At 40.6% G+C, this 16,836-nt stretch carries 16 protein-coding genes; 5 read left to right on the top strand and 11 right to left on the bottom strand.

Translation table 11 applies throughout. The features are described 5' to 3' along the window. Positions 1 to 86: 86 nt before the first annotated feature. The 5 genes from NST80_RS04190 to add all read right to left on the bottom strand — a co-directional run bounded on the left by NST80_RS04190 (position 87) and on the right by add (position 4,416). Complete coding sequence (locus tag NST80_RS04190) at positions 87 to 692, bottom strand: L-threonylcarbamoyladenylate synthase (protein ID WP_342504642.1); 606 nt, start codon at positions 690 to 692, stop codon at positions 87 to 89. Beyond that, on the bottom strand, positions 679 to 1,512 hold the full coding sequence (gene prmC / locus NST80_RS04185) for a peptide chain release factor N(5)-glutamine methyltransferase (protein ID WP_004182371.1): 834 nt from the start codon (positions 1,510 to 1,512) through the stop codon (positions 679 to 681). The genes NST80_RS04190 and prmC overlap by 14 nt, the downstream gene beginning before the upstream one ends. Then, entirely contained in the window at positions 1,509 to 2,588 is a 1,080-nt protein-coding gene (gene prfA, locus NST80_RS04180; protein ID WP_004182370.1) for a peptide chain release factor 1, read from the bottom strand. The genes prmC and prfA overlap by 4 nt, the downstream gene beginning before the upstream one ends. Positions 2,589 to 2,625: 37 nt before the next feature. Continuing rightward, positions 2,626 to 3,222: a thymidine kinase gene (locus NST80_RS04175; protein ID WP_004182369.1), complete on the bottom strand. Its 597-nt coding sequence runs from the start codon at positions 3,220 to 3,222 to the stop codon at positions 2,626 to 2,628. A gap of 183 nt (positions 3,223 to 3,405) precedes the next feature. Continuing rightward, positions 3,406 to 4,416: an adenosine deaminase gene (add, locus tag NST80_RS04170; protein WP_342504641.1), complete on the bottom strand. Its 1,011-nt coding sequence runs from the start codon at positions 4,414 to 4,416 to the stop codon at positions 3,406 to 3,408. 174 nt (positions 4,417 to 4,590) lie between these two features. Here add and yghU point away from each other — a divergent pair, with 174 nt between their 5' ends. The 4 genes from yghU to NST80_RS04150 all read left to right on the top strand — a co-directional run bounded on the left by yghU (position 4,591) and on the right by NST80_RS04150 (position 7,671). Next, positions 4,591 to 5,379, top strand: coding sequence for a glutathione-dependent disulfide-bond oxidoreductase (gene yghU, locus NST80_RS04165; protein WP_014633021.1), 789 nt, complete (start codon positions 4,591 to 4,593; stop codon positions 5,377 to 5,379). Positions 5,380 to 5,459: 80 nt separating this feature from the next. After that, a complete protein-coding gene (locus tag NST80_RS04160) occupies positions 5,460 to 6,404 on the top strand; it encodes a bifunctional oligoribonuclease/PAP phosphatase NrnA (RefSeq protein ID WP_164332275.1) in 945 nt (314 codons plus the stop codon). After that, positions 6,391 to 7,323, top strand: a complete 933-nt coding sequence (locus NST80_RS04155; RefSeq protein ID WP_175062618.1) for an FAD:protein FMN transferase — start codon at positions 6,391 to 6,393, stop codon at positions 7,321 to 7,323. Before NST80_RS04160 ends, NST80_RS04155 begins: the two co-directional genes overlap by 14 nt. Positions 7,324 to 7,428: 105 nt before the next feature. After that, complete coding sequence (locus tag NST80_RS04150; RefSeq protein WP_003093591.1) at positions 7,429 to 7,671, top strand: type B 50S ribosomal protein L31; 243 nt, start codon at positions 7,429 to 7,431, stop codon at positions 7,669 to 7,671. A 126-nt stretch (positions 7,672 to 7,797) separates the two neighbouring features. Here NST80_RS04150 and NST80_RS04145 read toward each other — a convergent pair whose 3' ends face one another. From NST80_RS04145 to gyrA, 5 genes are all read right to left on the bottom strand, one after another. After that, complete coding sequence (locus NST80_RS04145; RefSeq protein WP_004182364.1) at positions 7,798 to 9,060, bottom strand: NRAMP family divalent metal transporter; 1,263 nt, start codon at positions 9,058 to 9,060, stop codon at positions 7,798 to 7,800. 140 nt (positions 9,061 to 9,200) lie between these two features. Further along, entirely contained in the window at positions 9,201 to 10,169 is a 969-nt protein-coding gene (locus NST80_RS04140) for a DUF1002 domain-containing protein (protein ID WP_265107411.1), read from the bottom strand. Between the two features lie 114 nt (positions 10,170 to 10,283). Next, positions 10,284 to 10,685, bottom strand: a complete 402-nt coding sequence (locus NST80_RS04135; protein ID WP_048790443.1) for a VOC family protein — start codon at positions 10,683 to 10,685, stop codon at positions 10,284 to 10,286. A gap of 36 nt (positions 10,686 to 10,721) precedes the next feature. Continuing rightward, positions 10,722 to 11,483, bottom strand: coding sequence for a sortase (locus NST80_RS04130; protein ID WP_060972462.1), 762 nt, complete (start codon positions 11,481 to 11,483; stop codon positions 10,722 to 10,724). Further along, positions 11,483 to 13,951 (bottom strand): DNA gyrase subunit A, encoded by a 2,469-nt coding sequence (gene gyrA / locus NST80_RS04125; protein ID WP_265107412.1) that lies wholly within the window; start codon positions 13,949 to 13,951, stop codon positions 11,483 to 11,485. The genes NST80_RS04130 and gyrA overlap by 1 nt, the downstream gene beginning before the upstream one ends. Positions 13,952 to 14,170: 219 nt before the next feature. Between gyrA and NST80_RS04120 the strand changes: the two genes are divergently transcribed. Further along, entirely contained in the window at positions 14,171 to 15,157 is a 987-nt protein-coding gene (locus NST80_RS04120) for an L-lactate dehydrogenase (protein WP_060972460.1), read from the top strand. A gap of 94 nt (positions 15,158 to 15,251) precedes the next feature. On the opposite strand, the gene NST80_RS04115 is transcribed toward NST80_RS04120, so the two are convergent. Next, entirely contained in the window at positions 15,252 to 16,625 is a 1,374-nt protein-coding gene (locus tag NST80_RS04115) for an FAD-dependent oxidoreductase (protein WP_048675487.1), read from the bottom strand. Between the last annotated feature and the right edge of the window lie 211 nt (positions 16,626 to 16,836).

Raw genomic sequence — 16,836 nt, 5'->3', positions numbered from 1 at the left:
TCCTTTGAGGTCTAATGGGCTTTCAATCAACTCGCCCGCATATAGTCGGAAGTTATCTCACACTTCCATAGGTCTCTGTTAGTCATTTATTCTATGGTCAACTCTGGTAGAGCCGCCAATAGGTCTTCTTTTGTAATTTTCCCTTGTCTGAGAATCCTAGCAGGTGAAACAGACAAATCCAAAATCGTCGAATCTACACCCAACAAGGCAGCGTCATCTTGATAGCCAGTCACCTGAAAATCAAATTGTACTCTAATATCGTCGAAATACCGACCACTAGCCTTCCCAGACTTATTGGCTGAGGGACCAATTAAAGGACCTTCCGCTTGAATCAGTTCTCTAGTAACAGGATGGTCTGGTAAACGGAAGCCAACCGTCGCCAAACCCGAATTAATCCACTTAGGGACTTTATTATTAGCTTTTAAAATGATAGTCAAAGGTCCAGGCAAAAAAGCATCATACAATTGTTTCAAATATTTGGGCTGCTCTTTCGAATAAGACAGGATATCTTCATAAGAAGCGACATTCAAATTCATGGCTTTATCTCTAGGACGATTTTTCAGCTCATAGACATGGTTCACAGCACTCTCATCCAAAGCCTTAGCAAATAGACCATAGACAGTCTCTGTAGGAAGAACGACTGCGCCACCGTCAGACAAGATTTCTCTTAACACTTTCTTATTTTTCATCATCAATCACGACCATTCTATCTTGTCCAAATTGGTCCTTAAGGACACGCACTCGCTTATCTGGAAAATGTAGAGACAAGAGCTTTTTCAAATCCATTCCCTGCTTATAGCCAATTTCAAAGTAGAGCTTTCCACTAGGAGTCAAATACCTATCTGCCTCCTCAATAATCTGTCTATAAATGGCAAGTCCCTCTTCATCAGCAAACAAGGCCATCTTTGGCTCGCTAGCCAAGACATTGACCTCAACTTCGTTCTTATCATTTTCAGAAATATAGGGAGGATTTGACACAATGATATCAAAACTGCCAGAAATATTTTCGAAAACATCCGATTGAACAAAGCTAATGTCTACCTGATTTAGCTTAGCATTCTCCTTGGCAAGCTCTAGCGCATCAACTGACAAGTCACTAGCTGTTACTTGCCAAAGGAGGCGACTCTTTTTCAGGGATACCGAAATAGCACCACTCCCAGTTCCAATATCAAGAACCTTAAGCTCTGTGCTTGGGTTTTCCGCTAAAATCAAGTCCACTAATTCCTCAGTTTCAGGACGTGGAATCAAGACTCGTTCATCAACCTGAAAACGTAAACCATGAAAGACTTCATAGCCCAAGATATACTGGGCAGGCTTGTGATTCTTTAGTTGGCTAAATACATGAGCTAATAGCTCAGCATCCTCCTCTGAAACTTCCTGACGCAATTGAAGAACAAAATGAGTCAAGTCCCATTGCTTCAAACCACGATAAACAAAGGATAGGGCCTCTGGCTCTTCTCCAACAGCCTCAAGCTGCTTCTCATAGTCAGCTAGAACATCCGCTAGAATCATTTGTTAAGCTCTTCCAATTTTTGAGTTTGGTCGTAAAGAACAAGAGCATCAATGACTTCATCCATTTTCCCAGCCAAAATTGTATCTAGTTTTTGAAGGGTCAAACCAATACGGTGATCCGTTACACGGTTTTGTGGGAAGTTGTAAGTACGGATACGCTCTGAACGGTCCCCTGTACCAACAGTAGATTTACGCTCAGCATCTTGTTCATCTTGAGCGATTTGTGCAAAGTGGTCCGCAACACGTGCACGGATAATCTTCATGGCTTTATCACGGTTCTTCTGTTGTGTACGTTCTTCTTGCATCTCTACTTTGATTCCAGTAGGAATGTGAACCATACGAACCGCAGTCGCAACCTTATTGACGTTCTGACCACCAGCACCAGATGCGTGATAGATATCGACACGAAGGTCCTTAGGATCAATTTCGTACTCTACTTCTTCAACTTCTGGCATAACCAAAACAGTTGCTGTCGAGGTATGAACACGACCTTGGCTCTCAGTCACAGGCACACGTTGTACACGGTGTGCTCCTGATTCATATTTGAGTTTTGAGTAGACTGATTGTCCTGAAACCATGGCAACCACTTCTTTGATACCACCAACACCATTGTAAGATGCTTCCATAACCTCAAAGCGCCAACCTTGTGTTTCTGCGTATTTTTGGTACATAGCTAAAAGGTCACCTGCAAACAAGGCAGCTTCATCACCACCTGCGGCTCCACGGATTTCGAGGATAATATTCTTGTCATCATTAGGGTCTTTTGGCAAGAGAAGAATTTTCAAACGTTCTTCATACTCTTCTTTAGCGGCTTTAGATTCTTTAAGCTCTTCCTTAGCCATTTCTTCCAAATCAGGATCACCGCTTGCTTCCTTAATCATCTCTTCAGCATCTGAGATACTTTGAATGACTTGCTTGTACTCACGGTAAGCTGTCACAGTTTCACGAGTATTTGCCTCTTCACGTGACAACTCCATGAAGCGTTTAGTGTCTGAAACGACTTCAGGGTCACTAAGCAATTCACCCAATTCCTCATAACGGTCTTCAACCGCTTGTAACTGATCATAAATATTCATTTGTTATCTTTACTCCTTATATAACTAATAGTCGTTTTTAGGCCTTATTCAAAGGGATTATGTTTTCTTGAGGGGGATTAAACCAGTGCTTTCGACAAACAGAGATATAACTCTCGTGTCCTCCAATTTGAACTTGTGCTCCCTCATATACTGGCTTACCATGTTCCATACGAAGAACCATGGTTGCCTTTCTCGAGCAATAATGACAAATGGTCTTTATCTCATCAATCTTATCAGACAAAAGCAAAAGATACTTAGATCCTTCAAAGAGATTGTTCTGAAAATCATTTTTGAGACCAAAAGCCATCACTGGGATATCTAACTCATCAACAATTCGTGCCAAATCATAGACATTCGCACGAGTCAAAAACTGAGCCTCATCAACTAAAACACAGTAAGGTCGTGGATCCATATTAGCAATGTAACCAAAAATATCCGTACCATCACCAATAGGATAGGCCTTCCGCTTCATGCCAATACGACTCGAGATATAGCCGACCCCATCTCGATTATCCAAACGACTGGTCAATAGTACCACTGGTTTTCCTTGTTCTTCGTAATTATAGGCAACCTTAAGAATCTCAATGGATTTCCCAGAATTCATGGTGCCGTAGCGAAAATAAAGTTGTGCCAAACCAGTCTCCTCTAAAATATGTATTGTACTTATTTTATCATAATTCCAAGCGTAAAAGGGAGGGAGACTGAACAATTTTTGAAAAAGTTCGCCTCTCTCCCTTATTTTTATGATAGGTTTGACTGATGTTCCAAATGGCTCAATCTTATCACCCTAATATAGTTTTACCAGTCTAATAACTTCTTATGAATAGGCTTTAGCCAATTTTTCAAGAAGTTCTTCTTTCTCCTCATCGCTAGCAAATGAAGCTTCGATTGCTGTCTTATTATGAGCATAGAAGTCTTGAACTGAGCTATCAAAATGCTTGTGATAGAGTTCGTACTCTTTGGTCAGGTTTGTATCAGAAACGGTACGATTGTCCGTATTAATAGTAATATTAGCCCCTGCCGCTTTCATTTTTAGATAAGGAAAATCATCAACTGTAACGGTTGCCTTGGTCTGGAGATTACTTGTTAAACATAACTCTCCTGTGACACCATTTTTGACAAACTCTTCCAAAAGCTCAGACTCTTGAGCCAAGATCGTTGCATGGCCATTACGCTTAATTCCCATGGCAATCGACTCAGCCAAAAAGGCTGGACAACCACACTCACCAGCATGGAAAGTCATCGGACGGTTGTAACTTTGGACTTGCTCAATCAGAGGTTTAATCGCTTTAGGTCCATAATGATGTTCATCTCCAGCAAAATCAAAACCAACAAAGTCACTATCTCCAACCTCATTCGCTTCATCAAGAATACGAGCCGTTAATTCTTGATCCGATTGGCGCATGCCACAAACTAGGGCCTTGGCTACAATACCAAATTCTTCTTGAGCTTGACGTAAGCCCTGACAAACGGCATCAATGGTTTCAGCGACAGTCAATCCCTTATCCATCGATAATTCGGGAGCAAAACGCACTTCAATATAGATGACATTTTCAAGAGCAGCCTGTTTTACGACATCATAAGCCGCAATGGTCAAGGCTTCCTTTGTTTGAAGCAAAGGACGAATATAATCAAAAGCCTCAAGATAATCTAGGAGACTCTCACAGGTAGTAGGTGCTGTCACATGGTGTTTGAGCTCTGCATCGTCCTCAGGTAACTCAATCTGTGCCAAGTCAGCTAGGTGACGAATGGTTTCCAATGATAGAGAACCATCCAAATGGCAGTGTAGTTCTGTTTTAGCCAACTTATGAAAATCAATAGCAGTCATTCTTTTCTTCCTCTCTAAACAATATGTTTTTTATCAGATAAAAATTAATTCTTACTATCTTATCATTCTTATGGAAAAAGTCAAGGTGTCGCGCCTAATAGGACGTAGTAGATTCTTGAAATGCCATTAGCATTTTGTTAGGATGTAACTATCAAGAATACAAGGAGAAACTTTATGTCTGACTATATTTTACCAGAAGTTTGGGAAAACCCAACCTCTATGGGAGGTGCCTGGGGTGGCCTCAATCAACCTACAGCTGGTGCACGTTTTGAACAAACTTTACCTAAAGGTGACCAACCTTTCCAACTTTATACTCTTCCGACACCAAATGGTATCAAGGCAACTATCATGCTGGAAGAATTGAAAGAACTTGGTGTGACTCAAGCAGGTTATGACGCTTATCGTATTAAGATTGGTGACGGTGACCAATTCGGCTCAGACTTTGTTTCAATCAATCCAAACTCAAAGATTCCAGCCATGATGGATTACTCTGAAGACCAAGCAGTTCGTGTCTTTGAATCAGCTAACATCCTCCTTTACTTGGCTGAAAAATTTGGCAAACTCATTCCAACTGATCACGCAAAACGTACGGAAGTTCTCAACTGGCTCTTTTGGCAAACAGGTGCTGCTCCTTTTCTAGGTGGTGGCTTTGGTCACTTCTTCCACTATGCACCTGAAAAAATCGAATATGCCATCAACCGTTTTGCCATGGAAGCCAAACGCCAACTTGACTTGCTTGATAAAGAATTAGCAACTAAACCTTATATTGCTGGTGATGAGTACACTATCGCTGATATCGCCATCTGGTCTTGGTATGGTCGTCTTGCTCAAGATAAGATTTGGGATAAGGCTGGTATTTTCCTTGATGTTAAAGAATACAAGCATCTTCAAGCTTGGACTGAAAAAATTGCCTACCGTCCAGCGGTTAAACGTGGACTTGAAGTTGACTATAAAGAGATCTAATTTTTATAACGGTTTGCCTAAGCCAACCGTTTTTCTATTGTTTCATGATATAATAGAAGCAAAATGACAAGGAGACATTCATGACTGTATTTCAAGCTATTTTAGAAAAAATCAAAGCCTACGACACTATTATTATTCACCGCCACCAAAGACCTGATCCTGATGCCATTGGTAGTCAGGTAGGACTGAAGGAAATTTTAAAAACAAACTTTCCAGATAAAAAGGTTCTTGCGACAGGTGTCAATGAACCTACCTTATCTTGGATTGCTGAGATGGATGAGGTAACTGACCAAGATTATGAAGGGGCACTTGTTATTGTTACCGATACAGCCAACACCCCTCGTATCGATGATGATCGTTATGATAAAGGTGACTTCCTTATCAAAATTGACCATCATCCTAACGATGATGCCTACGGTGACCTTCTACTTGTTGATACGACTGCTTCAAGTGCCAGCGAAATTGTGACTGACTGGGCCCTCAGCCTTGGCCTTTCCTTGTCAGATGCTGCTGCTCGTGTTCTCTACAATGGTATTGTTGGCGATACAGGTCGCTTCCTCTTTCCATCTACTACTCCTAAAACACTTCAAATCGCGGCTAAACTTCGTGAATACGACTTTGATTTTGCAGCAATGGCTCGTCGTATGGACAGTTTTCCTTTCAAAATTGCTAAACTACAAGGTTATGTTTTCGATAATCTAGAAGTCGATGAAAATGGTGCAGCTCGAGTTGTCTTGACACGAAAGATTTTGGATGAATTCAATGTCACTGATGCTGAAAGTTCTGCCATTGTTGGCACTCCAGGCCGTATTGATTGTGTCGAATCTTGGGCTATTTTCGTAGAGCAGCCTGAAGGGCATTACCGTGTCCGTCTACGCAGTAAGAGTATTGTCATTAACGAGATTGCCAAACGCCATGATGGTGGCGGCCACCCACTTGCTAGTGGTGCCAATTCCTACAGCTTAGAAGAAAACGAACAAATCTATCAAGAAATCAAGGATACTGTTGCCCATGCAACTCACTAATCGTCGTGTACGTCTCATGGGAACTGTGATTGACGTCTCTATCTATCATGAAGAACCAGAACCCCTGCTAGACCAAGTTGAAGCACTTCTGCATACCTACAATAAGCGCTTCTCAGCCAATGACGACAGTTCCGAACTCATGAAAATTAACAAGGCAGCAGGCTTACATTCAGTGACAGTTCACCCAGAACTTTTTGAACTTATTTCTCTTGGAAAATGGCATAGCTGCCAACCTGGAAGTCACCTTAATATTGCTATTGGGCCTCTCATTCAGACTTGGCGTATTGGTTTTTCTGATGCTAAGCTGCCTCTTCCTGAAGAAATTCGTCCGCTCCTGGATATCATCAATCCCAATGCCATTCTTCTATCCGAGGAAAATCAAAGCGTTTTTCTTAAAGAAAAAGGGATGAAAATTGATCTTGGTGCTCTGGCAAAAGGATATATTGCAGATCGTATTGCAGATTTTCTTAAAGCTGAAAAAGTAACCAGTGCCCTAATCAATCTCGGAGGTAATGTCCTAACCTTTGGACCAGCTCTCCATAATCCTGACCACAAATGGCGAATTGGTATTCAAAATCCTAAGGAGACTAGAAACACAAATCTTATGGTGCTTGCTATAAGAGATCAGTCTGTTGTCACTTCGGGAATCTATGAACGAACTTTTGAGATAGATGGCAAAACCTACCATCATATTTTTGATAGCCAGACTGGTTATCCAGTCTCCAGTGACCTAGCCAGCCTTACCATTATTTCATCCCTCTCAGTGGATGGTGAAATTTGGACAACCCGCTTATTTGGCTCTAGTCTCGAACACATATTCCAAGAAGTTAGTTCACAAGCTGAGCTTGAAGCAATCATCGTTGATAAAGATAATCACTGCTTTCAGACAGGTGGCATTTACAAAATGCGAATTTCCTAAAAAATAGTAAAAAAGACTTGTCAAGAAGACCACCTTTTGATAAACTAAAATAGTTAAAAAAACTATGGTGCGGAAAGTACCATGGCAGAAAGGAAATATTTTAACATGAAAAAAGATATCCATCCAGATTACCGTCAAGTAGTATTCATGGACACAACTACTGGTTACCAATTCCTTAGCGGTTCAACTAAACACTCAAACGAAACAGTTGAATTCGAAGGTGAAACTTACCCACTTATCCGTGTAGAAATTTCATCAGATTCACACCCATTCTACACTGGCCGTCAAAAATTCACTCAAGCAGACGGACGCGTGGATCGTTTCAACAAAAAATACGGTCTCAAATAAGCAACATCTTGTTGTTAAGCCATTCCGATTGGAATGGTTTTTTTGTATGCTCTTGGATATAAGCTCTCCTACTCTCATCTTTATAAAATAAAAAAACAGCTTCCATATGGAAACCGTTTTATCTTATTAACCTGCTTTACCAATAGCCAAAGCCCAGATAAAGAAGAGGGCAAATCCAAACAAGAAGATCAACCCTGCAATGGCAAGTCCTTTCAACCAAGTTGGAAGGTCTTTCTTCTCTTTAGTAACAAGTACGTAATTCAAAAGCGCAAAGAAAGGTGTTGTAAGGAATGAACCAATCATGGCGAAACGAAGCATGGTTGCTACTTGACCTTGGAAGAAGAAAATAATGATGAGACCAAGAATAGCTGTCAAGGTCATCCAAACATTCAAAGGTGTTTGATTTTTTTCTTTTTGGTTAAACAAAAGACGAAGAGAAATTTCGTTAACACGTGAGTAACCATCAATAACGGTAATTACAGTACCAAAGATACACAAGAAAGCGATAAAGGTAATCAAATAGCGTGACCACTCACCAAGCACTGATGCGTACATACCAACAAACTGTGCAATATACTTGGCTGATGCTGCTTCTACTGGCTTACCAGTTGGATACTGAATAAGAGCCCCGAGTGCTACAAAGAATACCGCAAGAATAGCTGTTCCGATGTAACCAACGTTAAAGTCAAAGAGGGCATCATCAGTGTTGAAATCAACAGTTTTCTTTTTCTCAGCTGACCAAAGTGAGTTAATGGCTGAAATTTCAATTGGTGCTGGCATCCATCCAAGAAGTGAAACGATAAATGGAAGGGCTGCGAGCTGCCATGGTGTTTTTTCAACGAAGTCAGCACTGTACTCAGGGTGTTTGATTGCCGCAATAATAACTGCTGCCACTGTTGCAATAGTCAAAGCTGACATGATCCATTTAGCCATACCATCAAGAAGTTTGTAACCACCAAAGAGTAACATACCCCAGATAATGGCAACCAAAATGATTGACCATGTGGTAATACTCAAACCAAGCATTGGAAAGGCACTAGCAATGATGGCTGAACAAAGAATAGAAACTCCCGCAGTATTAACCAAAGCTGAGAAAACATTCAAAATGAAGAATACCCAAAGATAGAATTTACCTTTCTCAGCATAACCTTCAACGAGGGTTTTACCTGTATCTGCGGTATACTCAGCACCAAAACGGAAGAACGGGTATTTAAAGAGGTTGGCAAGAATAACCAAGCCTAACAAGGCCCATCCATAAGAACCACCCGCTTGGGTTGATGAAACGATGTGGGAACCACCTACGGCCGCTGAAGCCATTAGGATACCGGGTCCCATTGCTTTTATTTTACTACGCCAGGTAGACTGACTAGATACACTTGTTTGTGACATAAGAGAATCTCCTAAAACAAATTTTCAGAATAATCTGAATTGATGTTTACCATTGTACACAATTGTTGGAATAATTTCAATAGCATTTCACATATTTTCTGAAAAATAGAAAAAAGCCATCCAAACGGATAGCTCTTTTACTATTTAGACAGTCCTGTAAAGAAATCTACGATAGCTTGCCAAATTTGTGCAAAGATATTTTTGCTGTTCTCAACCGCTTTGTTGGCATTAAAGTTTAGGTTAATTCCAGAGAAGGTATTACCAGCTTTCGAAACGATAGAATCCTTAAGTGAACTCAAGCTCGACTTGAAACTAGCACTATCAATGATTGAAGACTTAGACAAATTCAAAGCAAAATTCACCAGAAGATTAATTTGCGTATCTGAAAGATCCAAGTTATAGTTATTGACTGTTTGCTGAACAATCGTTTTAGCTTGGTCTTCTGTTAACTTATCCCCTTTATCAGCAACAGCTGACTTAATATCAGTCATAGCTACATTAAGCTTGTCTGCATCATAGTCAGTCTTACCAGAATTTTCCTCATTGATTTGAGAAAGGGTTTTAAGTTCCTCTTGCGCAAGCTCTTTACTTTCATCTGAAACTTTAGCCCCATTTTGCTCAAGGGAATAGTAAATACCAGCCAAGGCACTTTCTCCTGTAACTGCAATTGGTGCTGCTACCGTAATCTTAGCATGTTCAATACCAAGTGTCGTGGCAGCATTACGGTACATATCTGGAGTGATTTTCGTGATATTTTGCGGTGTCACAATCTCTACACTCAAGGTTTCCTTAGCACCCAGCTTAGCAATCTTAACCGAAGAATATAGCTGAAGACTAGAATCGTCAGCCACATTCATGATATTGGCGTAAGCAGATGTCGTCAAGGTCTTGACATTAGTATCCTTACTACTATCATACCCTAATAAATTCAAGGTTTCATTTCGTTGCTCTTCCGACAATGAATACCCCATCACATAGTCTGGTTGAACATAAGATTCATCAATAACCTTTTGGACTTGTGATGATGTTGCTGCTTGAGCAACCGAAGTAAAGGCTGTTACTGAAGCCAATATAGCCATCCCAGTAACAAGAAGTTTTTTCAATTTCATATGTGTTTCCTTTCGAAAATAGAATAGTATTCCATAATCTCCTAAAGGACGACTGACTCTAGGCTCAGCCGTTCACCTATTATACCATGACTTAAAAAATTAAGGTTAAAAAAACTACTCGTGCAACTCCAAGGGAAGACCATCTGGATCAGCAAAGAAAGTCATCTTTTCACCGGTAAAAGTGTCCTTGCGAATAGGTTGGCAGGAGATGCCCTTTTGTTCTAACTCTTGGACGACCTCTTCAATATTAGTCACTCTGAAAGCTAAATGACGTAAGCCACATGCCTCAGGATAAGACGGACGTTTTGGGGGCTCCACATAGTTCGGATCACTGGTCTTATTGCCGAAGATTTCAAGTTCTATACCTCCACAGCGTAGGTCTAACTTATAATCATGGCGTTCCGGACGGTGATTTTCTCGAATAATCTCAAAACCAAGTTTATTTACATAAAAATCTCGAGACAAGTCATAATCAGAAACAATAATAGCAACATGGTGCACTGTATTTAAAAACATATTTTCCTCCATTGAAAAAGGCCCGAAGGCCCTTTCTTAACTTTGAAATTGATTGTATGACTTATTAAAGGCTTCAATAATATCTGAACTTGCCTTGTCAAAATCTACCTGTGATTTCAATTCACCTTTGACGATTGTACGCTGAGTTGCTTCGGCATCCGTACAAGTTACAAGGGTAACTTCAGACTTGCCAGGTGTATCATCAACTACTGCTACTTCAGTTGGTTGGACAACCTTCACCTCACTGATAACATAAGTATAGACTTTATTTTTATCCGTAAGATAAATCTTCATACCTTCCTTAGCCTTATCTAGCGGTGAAAATAGCATGTCAGATGCACCGGCAATACCAAAGACGTGGTGGCTAGCTAGTGAATAGTTGTTTTCACCACCCATGACTTGATCTTCTTTCATCGTTCCTGCACCGTAAGTCAACTCTGTATTGCCAAGTCCTTTGAAAATAGGGAGATTGATACCTACCTCTGGAATAGCAATACCACCAACTACAGGAAGCTCTTGAGCATCCATCTGTGCCTGCAAGACAGACTCTGTACTAATTGATTTAACGGTATCAAAGTCAAAGCTAGTCTTAGCTTCCTTGTTTTTCTCAATAGTCTTTTTAGAAACCTTGCTCACTTGATACTTATTTGTATTCCAAGCAATCACTGTGTTTCGAATAGACTTATTGAAAATCAAGGCTAAACCAACAACCAAGAGAACAATAATCAACACCCAGCGAAGAATATCAAGCCACTTACGGCGTTTTTTTGTTACGTTATTTTTCTTATCTTTGCTCATTAGTTGTCACCACTTTCTTGATCTTCGGAAGCTTGTTCAACTTCTTCTGGCTCAACTAAAGCAAAGGTTACAATACGAGCAGAGTCATCCAAACGCATGACCTTAACCCCTTGAGTGGCACGACCAGTTTGTGAAATATTAGCAACGGCAGTACGGATGATAACACCTGTATCGGTGATGACCATGATATCCTCATCACCAGACACTGTTACAATACCTGCTAGGTTACCATTCTTCTCTGTGATATTGGCAGTCTTGATACCTTTACCACCACGACCCTTCGTTGGGTATTCAGTAGCTGAGGTACGCTTACCGTAACCTTTTTCGGTGATAATCAAGACTTCTTGGTCTTCTGTAATGGCAGCTGCACCAATAACTTGGTCACCATCACGAAGAGTTACCCCTTTAACACCAGCAGCCATACGACTCATGCTTCGAATAGTGTCCTCTTTGAAGCGTACACTGTAACCAAATTTAGTACCAATGACAATTTCTTCATTACCAGTAGTCAAGAAGACATTGATTAGCTCGTCACCTTCTCTAAGTTTCAAGGCAATCAACCCATTTTGACGAATGTTCTTAAATTCCGCTTCTTTTGTACGTTTAACTAGACCTTGGCGAGTTACAAAGACAAGGTGATTATTTTCAGAAGCTTCATCACTCTTGGCATTAATGACTGTTTGAATGGTCTCACCTTCGTCCAACTTCAAGAGATTGACGATAGGTAAACCTTTGGCTGTGCGACCGTATTCTGGGATTTCATACCCCTTAAGACGGTATACACGTCCCTTATTAGTCATGAAGTAAAGGTGATCATGAGTGCTTGTTGAGACAATATCACGAACAAAGTCATCATCGTTAACACCAGTACCTTGGACACCGCGACCACCACGTTTTTGTGAACGGAACTCGTCTTGGGCTAAACGTTTAATATACCCTTTATTTGAGAGAGTGATAACAACATCTTCTTCCTCGATGAGGTCCTCATCTTCAAGAGAAATAACTTCTCCGACCATAAGCTCTGTGCGGCGAGCATCTGCAAATTTACGCTTGCTTTCGTCCAATTCTTCCTTGATGATAGCAATGACACGTTCTGGTTTTGCCAAAATATCAGCTAAATCAGCAATCAGAGCCAAGAGATCATTGTACTCATTTTGAATCTTATCACGTTCCAAACCTGTCAAACGACGCAAACGCATATCAAGAATAGCTTGACTTTGACGTTCCGTAAGTTCGAAGCGAGCCATCAACTCAGCTTGAGCCTCAGCATCAGTTTGACTGTTACGGATAATCGTAATCACTTCATCCAAATGATCAAGGGCAATCAGCAAACCTTCTAAAATATGGGCACGTGCCTCAGCCTTATCCTTGTCAAACTGTGTACGACGAACCACAACTTCTTGTTGGTGAGCAATATAGTCAGCCAAGATTTGACGCAAAGAAAGGATTTTAGGAACACCCTTTTCAATGGCTAACATGTTGAAGCTGAAGTTAGTCTGAAGTTGCGTTAATTTGAACAAATTGTTCAAGATAACATTGGCAGAAGCATCACGACGCACTTCGATGACAAAGCGTACACCTTCACGAGAAGACTCGTCACGGACTGCTGTAATCCCCTCAATACGTTTTTCTTGAGCTAAACGAACGATATGTTCATGGACCTTGGTCTTATTGACCATGTAAGGAAACTCAGTGACAACAATACGCTCACGACCTGATTTGGTTGTTTCAATTTCAGTACGCGAACGAAGAACAATAGAACCCTTACCAGTTTCATAAGCACGGTGAATACCAGATTTCCCCATGACCAAGCCACCAGTTGGAAAGTCTGGACCAGGAAGCACTTCCATCAGTTCACGTGTTGTGACTTCAGGATTATCCATCATCAATTTGACAGCATCAATCGTTTCAGCCAAATTGTGTGGTGGGATGTTAGTCGCCATACCAACGGCAATCCCTGTTGCACCATTGACAAGAAGGTTTGGAATACGTGACGGAAGAACGATTGGCTCACGTTCTGAGCCATCATAGTTATCTTGAAAATCAACGGTATTCTTATTGAGATCACGAAGCATTTCCAAGGCGATTTTAGACATACGCGCCTCAGTATAACGCTGAGCGGCAGCCCCATCACCATCCATAGAACCAAAGTTCCCGTGACCGTCAACCAACATGTAACGGTAGCTCCACCATTGCGCCATACGAACCATGGCTTCATAGATAGATGAGTCTCCGTGTGGGTGATATTTACCCATGACATCCCCGGTAATACGGGCAGATTTTTTATGTGGCTTATCAGGTGTCACCCCAAGCTCATTCATTCCATATAGAATACGACGTTGTACAGGTTTTAAACCGTCACGAACATCTGGGAGAGCACGAGACACGATAACACTCATGGCATAATCGATAAAGCTCGTCTTCATCTCAGACGTCAAATTAACGTCAATTAAATTATTATCTTGCACTCAAAAATGCCTCTTTTCTTTCATTCAAATCATTCCAAACTCTAATAAAAGAGTATAGAAAATTTCTATAATATTATACCATAAAACGCTTTACTTTTCAGTTGTGTAAACGCTTTCATCTATTATTTCCTTATTATTTCGTGACATCCATCACTTAAAGTGGTAGAATAAGCAGTGTACGGGGTAACCCAATTAAAAAATAAGGAGATGTTTAGACCCATGACTGCAACTAAACAACACAAAAAAGTCATCCTCGTTGGTGACGGTGCCGTAGGTTCATCTTACGCTTTCGCACTTGTAAACCAAGGTATCGCTCAAGAACTTGGTATCATCGAAATTCCACAATTGTTCGAAAAAGCTGTTGGTGATGCGCTTGACCTTAGCCACGCGCTTGCTTTCACTTCACCTAAAAAAATCTACGCAGCTAAATACGAAGACTGTGCGGATGCTGACCTTGTAGTTATCACTGCTGGTGCTCCACAAAAACCAGGTGAAACTCGTCTTGATCTTGTTGGTAAAAACCTTGCTATCAACAAATCTATCGTTACTCAAGTTGTTGAATCAGGCTTCAATGGAATCTTCCTTGTAGCAGCTAACCCAGTTGACGTATTGACTTACTCAACATGGAAATTCTCAGGATTCCCTAAAGAACGCGTTATCGGTTCAGGTACTTCACTTGACTCAGCTCGTTTCCGTCAAGCACTTGCTGAAAAACTTGGCGTTGATGCTCGCTCAGTTCACGCCTACATCATGGGTGAACACGGTGACTCAGAATTTGCCGTTTGGTCACACGCTAACATCGCCGGTGTAAACCTTGAAGAATTCCTTAAAGACACTCAAAACGTTCAAGAATCTGAATTGGTTGAATTGTTCGAAGGTGTTCGTGATGCCGCTTACACAATCATCAACAAAAAAGGTGCTACTTACTATGGTATCGCTGTTGCCCTTGCTCGTATCACTAAAGCTATTCTTGACGATGAAAATGCAGTACTTCCATTGTCTGTATTCCAAGAAGGTCAATATGGTGTAAGCAACGTCTTTATCGGTCAACCTGCTATCGTAGGTGCACACGGTATCGTACGTCCAGTTAACATCCCATTGAACGATGCTGAACAACAAAAAATGAAAGCTTCTGCTGACGAATTGCAAGCTATCATTGATGAAGCATGGAAAAACCCTGATTTCCAAGAAGCTTCAAAAAACTAATCTAACATTAGTTAAATAAAAGTCTCCAGTAGGAGGCTTTTTTCGTATTAAAAAAAGAAAAAACAGCTAATTCGACTGAATTAGCTGTTTAAGATTATTTAGCTGAGATAGCTGCTTTAGCAATATAGCTAAGCGGTTGGTTAAAGTGTGGCAAGAAGAACAAATCAAGCAATTGAAGACGGTCAATAGTTACACCTTCTTGGATAGCCAATGAGAACATGTGGATTCCCATAGAGATGTCCATGCGTGATACCATTTGAGCACCAAGAACTTTGCGTGTATCTTTGTCATAGACGATCTTGATTGTAACGTCTGCATTTTCATCTTCCATAAAGGCAGCTTTTTGAAGATCTGTTGAAGATACTACTGCTGGATTGAAACCAAAGCGTTTTGCTTTTTCTTCTGTCAAACCAGTTGATACCATGTTCAAACCATAGATTGAGATACCATTTGATCCTTGAACACCGTTTGATTCAACATCGCCACCACCGGCATTATGACCACCGACAATACCTGAACGAACAGCGTTTGAAGCCAAGGCAATGTAGTTCACATCATCAAGGGCATTGTCATAAACGGTAGCACAGTCACCAACTGCATAAACATCTTTGATTGATGTTTCTTGTTTCTTATTAACAAGGTAAGCGCCATTACGGAATGTTTCCAACTTACCAGCACCGAGAGCTGTGTTAGGACGGAAACCAACAGCAAGAACAACCATATCGACATCGTAAGCATTTTTATCTGTAACGATGCGTTCTACCTTAGTTTCACCTTCTACTGCTTTAACAGTTTCACCAAATGCCAATTTGATACCGTGGCTTTCCATATTTTTAGCCATAAGGTCAGTCAAGTCATGGTCGTAATAACCTGCCAAACATGTATCAACAACGTCGATAAGGATAACTTCTTTTCCATGACGTTGGAAAGCTTCAGCCAATTCAACACCAATGTAACCAGCACCTACAACCGCTACACGTTTGATATCTTGAGATTTGTCGTTCAATTTATCAATAACTTCTTGAGCGTTTTGGAAAAGTTTAACGAATTGAAGGTTTTCAAGTGTAGCTTCGAAAGTACGGCTACCTTCTTTAATTTCGGCACCTTCGATTGGAGGCAAGATTGGTTGAGAACCTGTAGCCAAAATCAATTTGTCATATGATTCAACATGCTCTTTACCATCTACGAGGGCTGTAACAGTTTTACCATCAAAGTCAATAGACTCAACTGGTGAGTTCATATAAACTTTAGCGCCCTTGCTTTCAAGTCCTTCTTTGTTGGCATAGAAAAGACCATCAGAACCTGAGATTTGATTACCGATCCAAAGGGCCATACCACAACCCAAGAATGAAATGTTAGAGTTTTGGTCGAAAACAACTACTTCATTTTGGTCTCCGTAATTATCGAGAATAGTATTAATACTAAAAGTACCAGCGTGGTTAGCACCAACAACTACGATTTTTGACATAAGTTTGTCCAACTTTCTTTTGATAATAGTTTACTGTTTTATTCTACCATAATCGGAAAACGGTTACACCTTTTATGCTCAGACTTTGTTACTTTTTGAACAAATTAAATTTGTATGCTCAAAACCCAAATAGGTCACGACAAAATCTGTAGAAAAACACTTTATGATGCTGACGACCTTCCTCTACACCATCTCCATCTTATCAAATCTT

The sequence above is a fragment of the Streptococcus sp. FSL K6-1323 genome, from assembly GCF_038630745.1.
GTDB lineage: Bacteria > Bacillota > Bacilli > Lactobacillales > Streptococcaceae > Streptococcus > Streptococcus salivarius_D.
The sequence above is the reverse complement of the archived record's forward strand: the minus strand, read 5'-3'. Positions and strand labels throughout refer to the sequence as shown.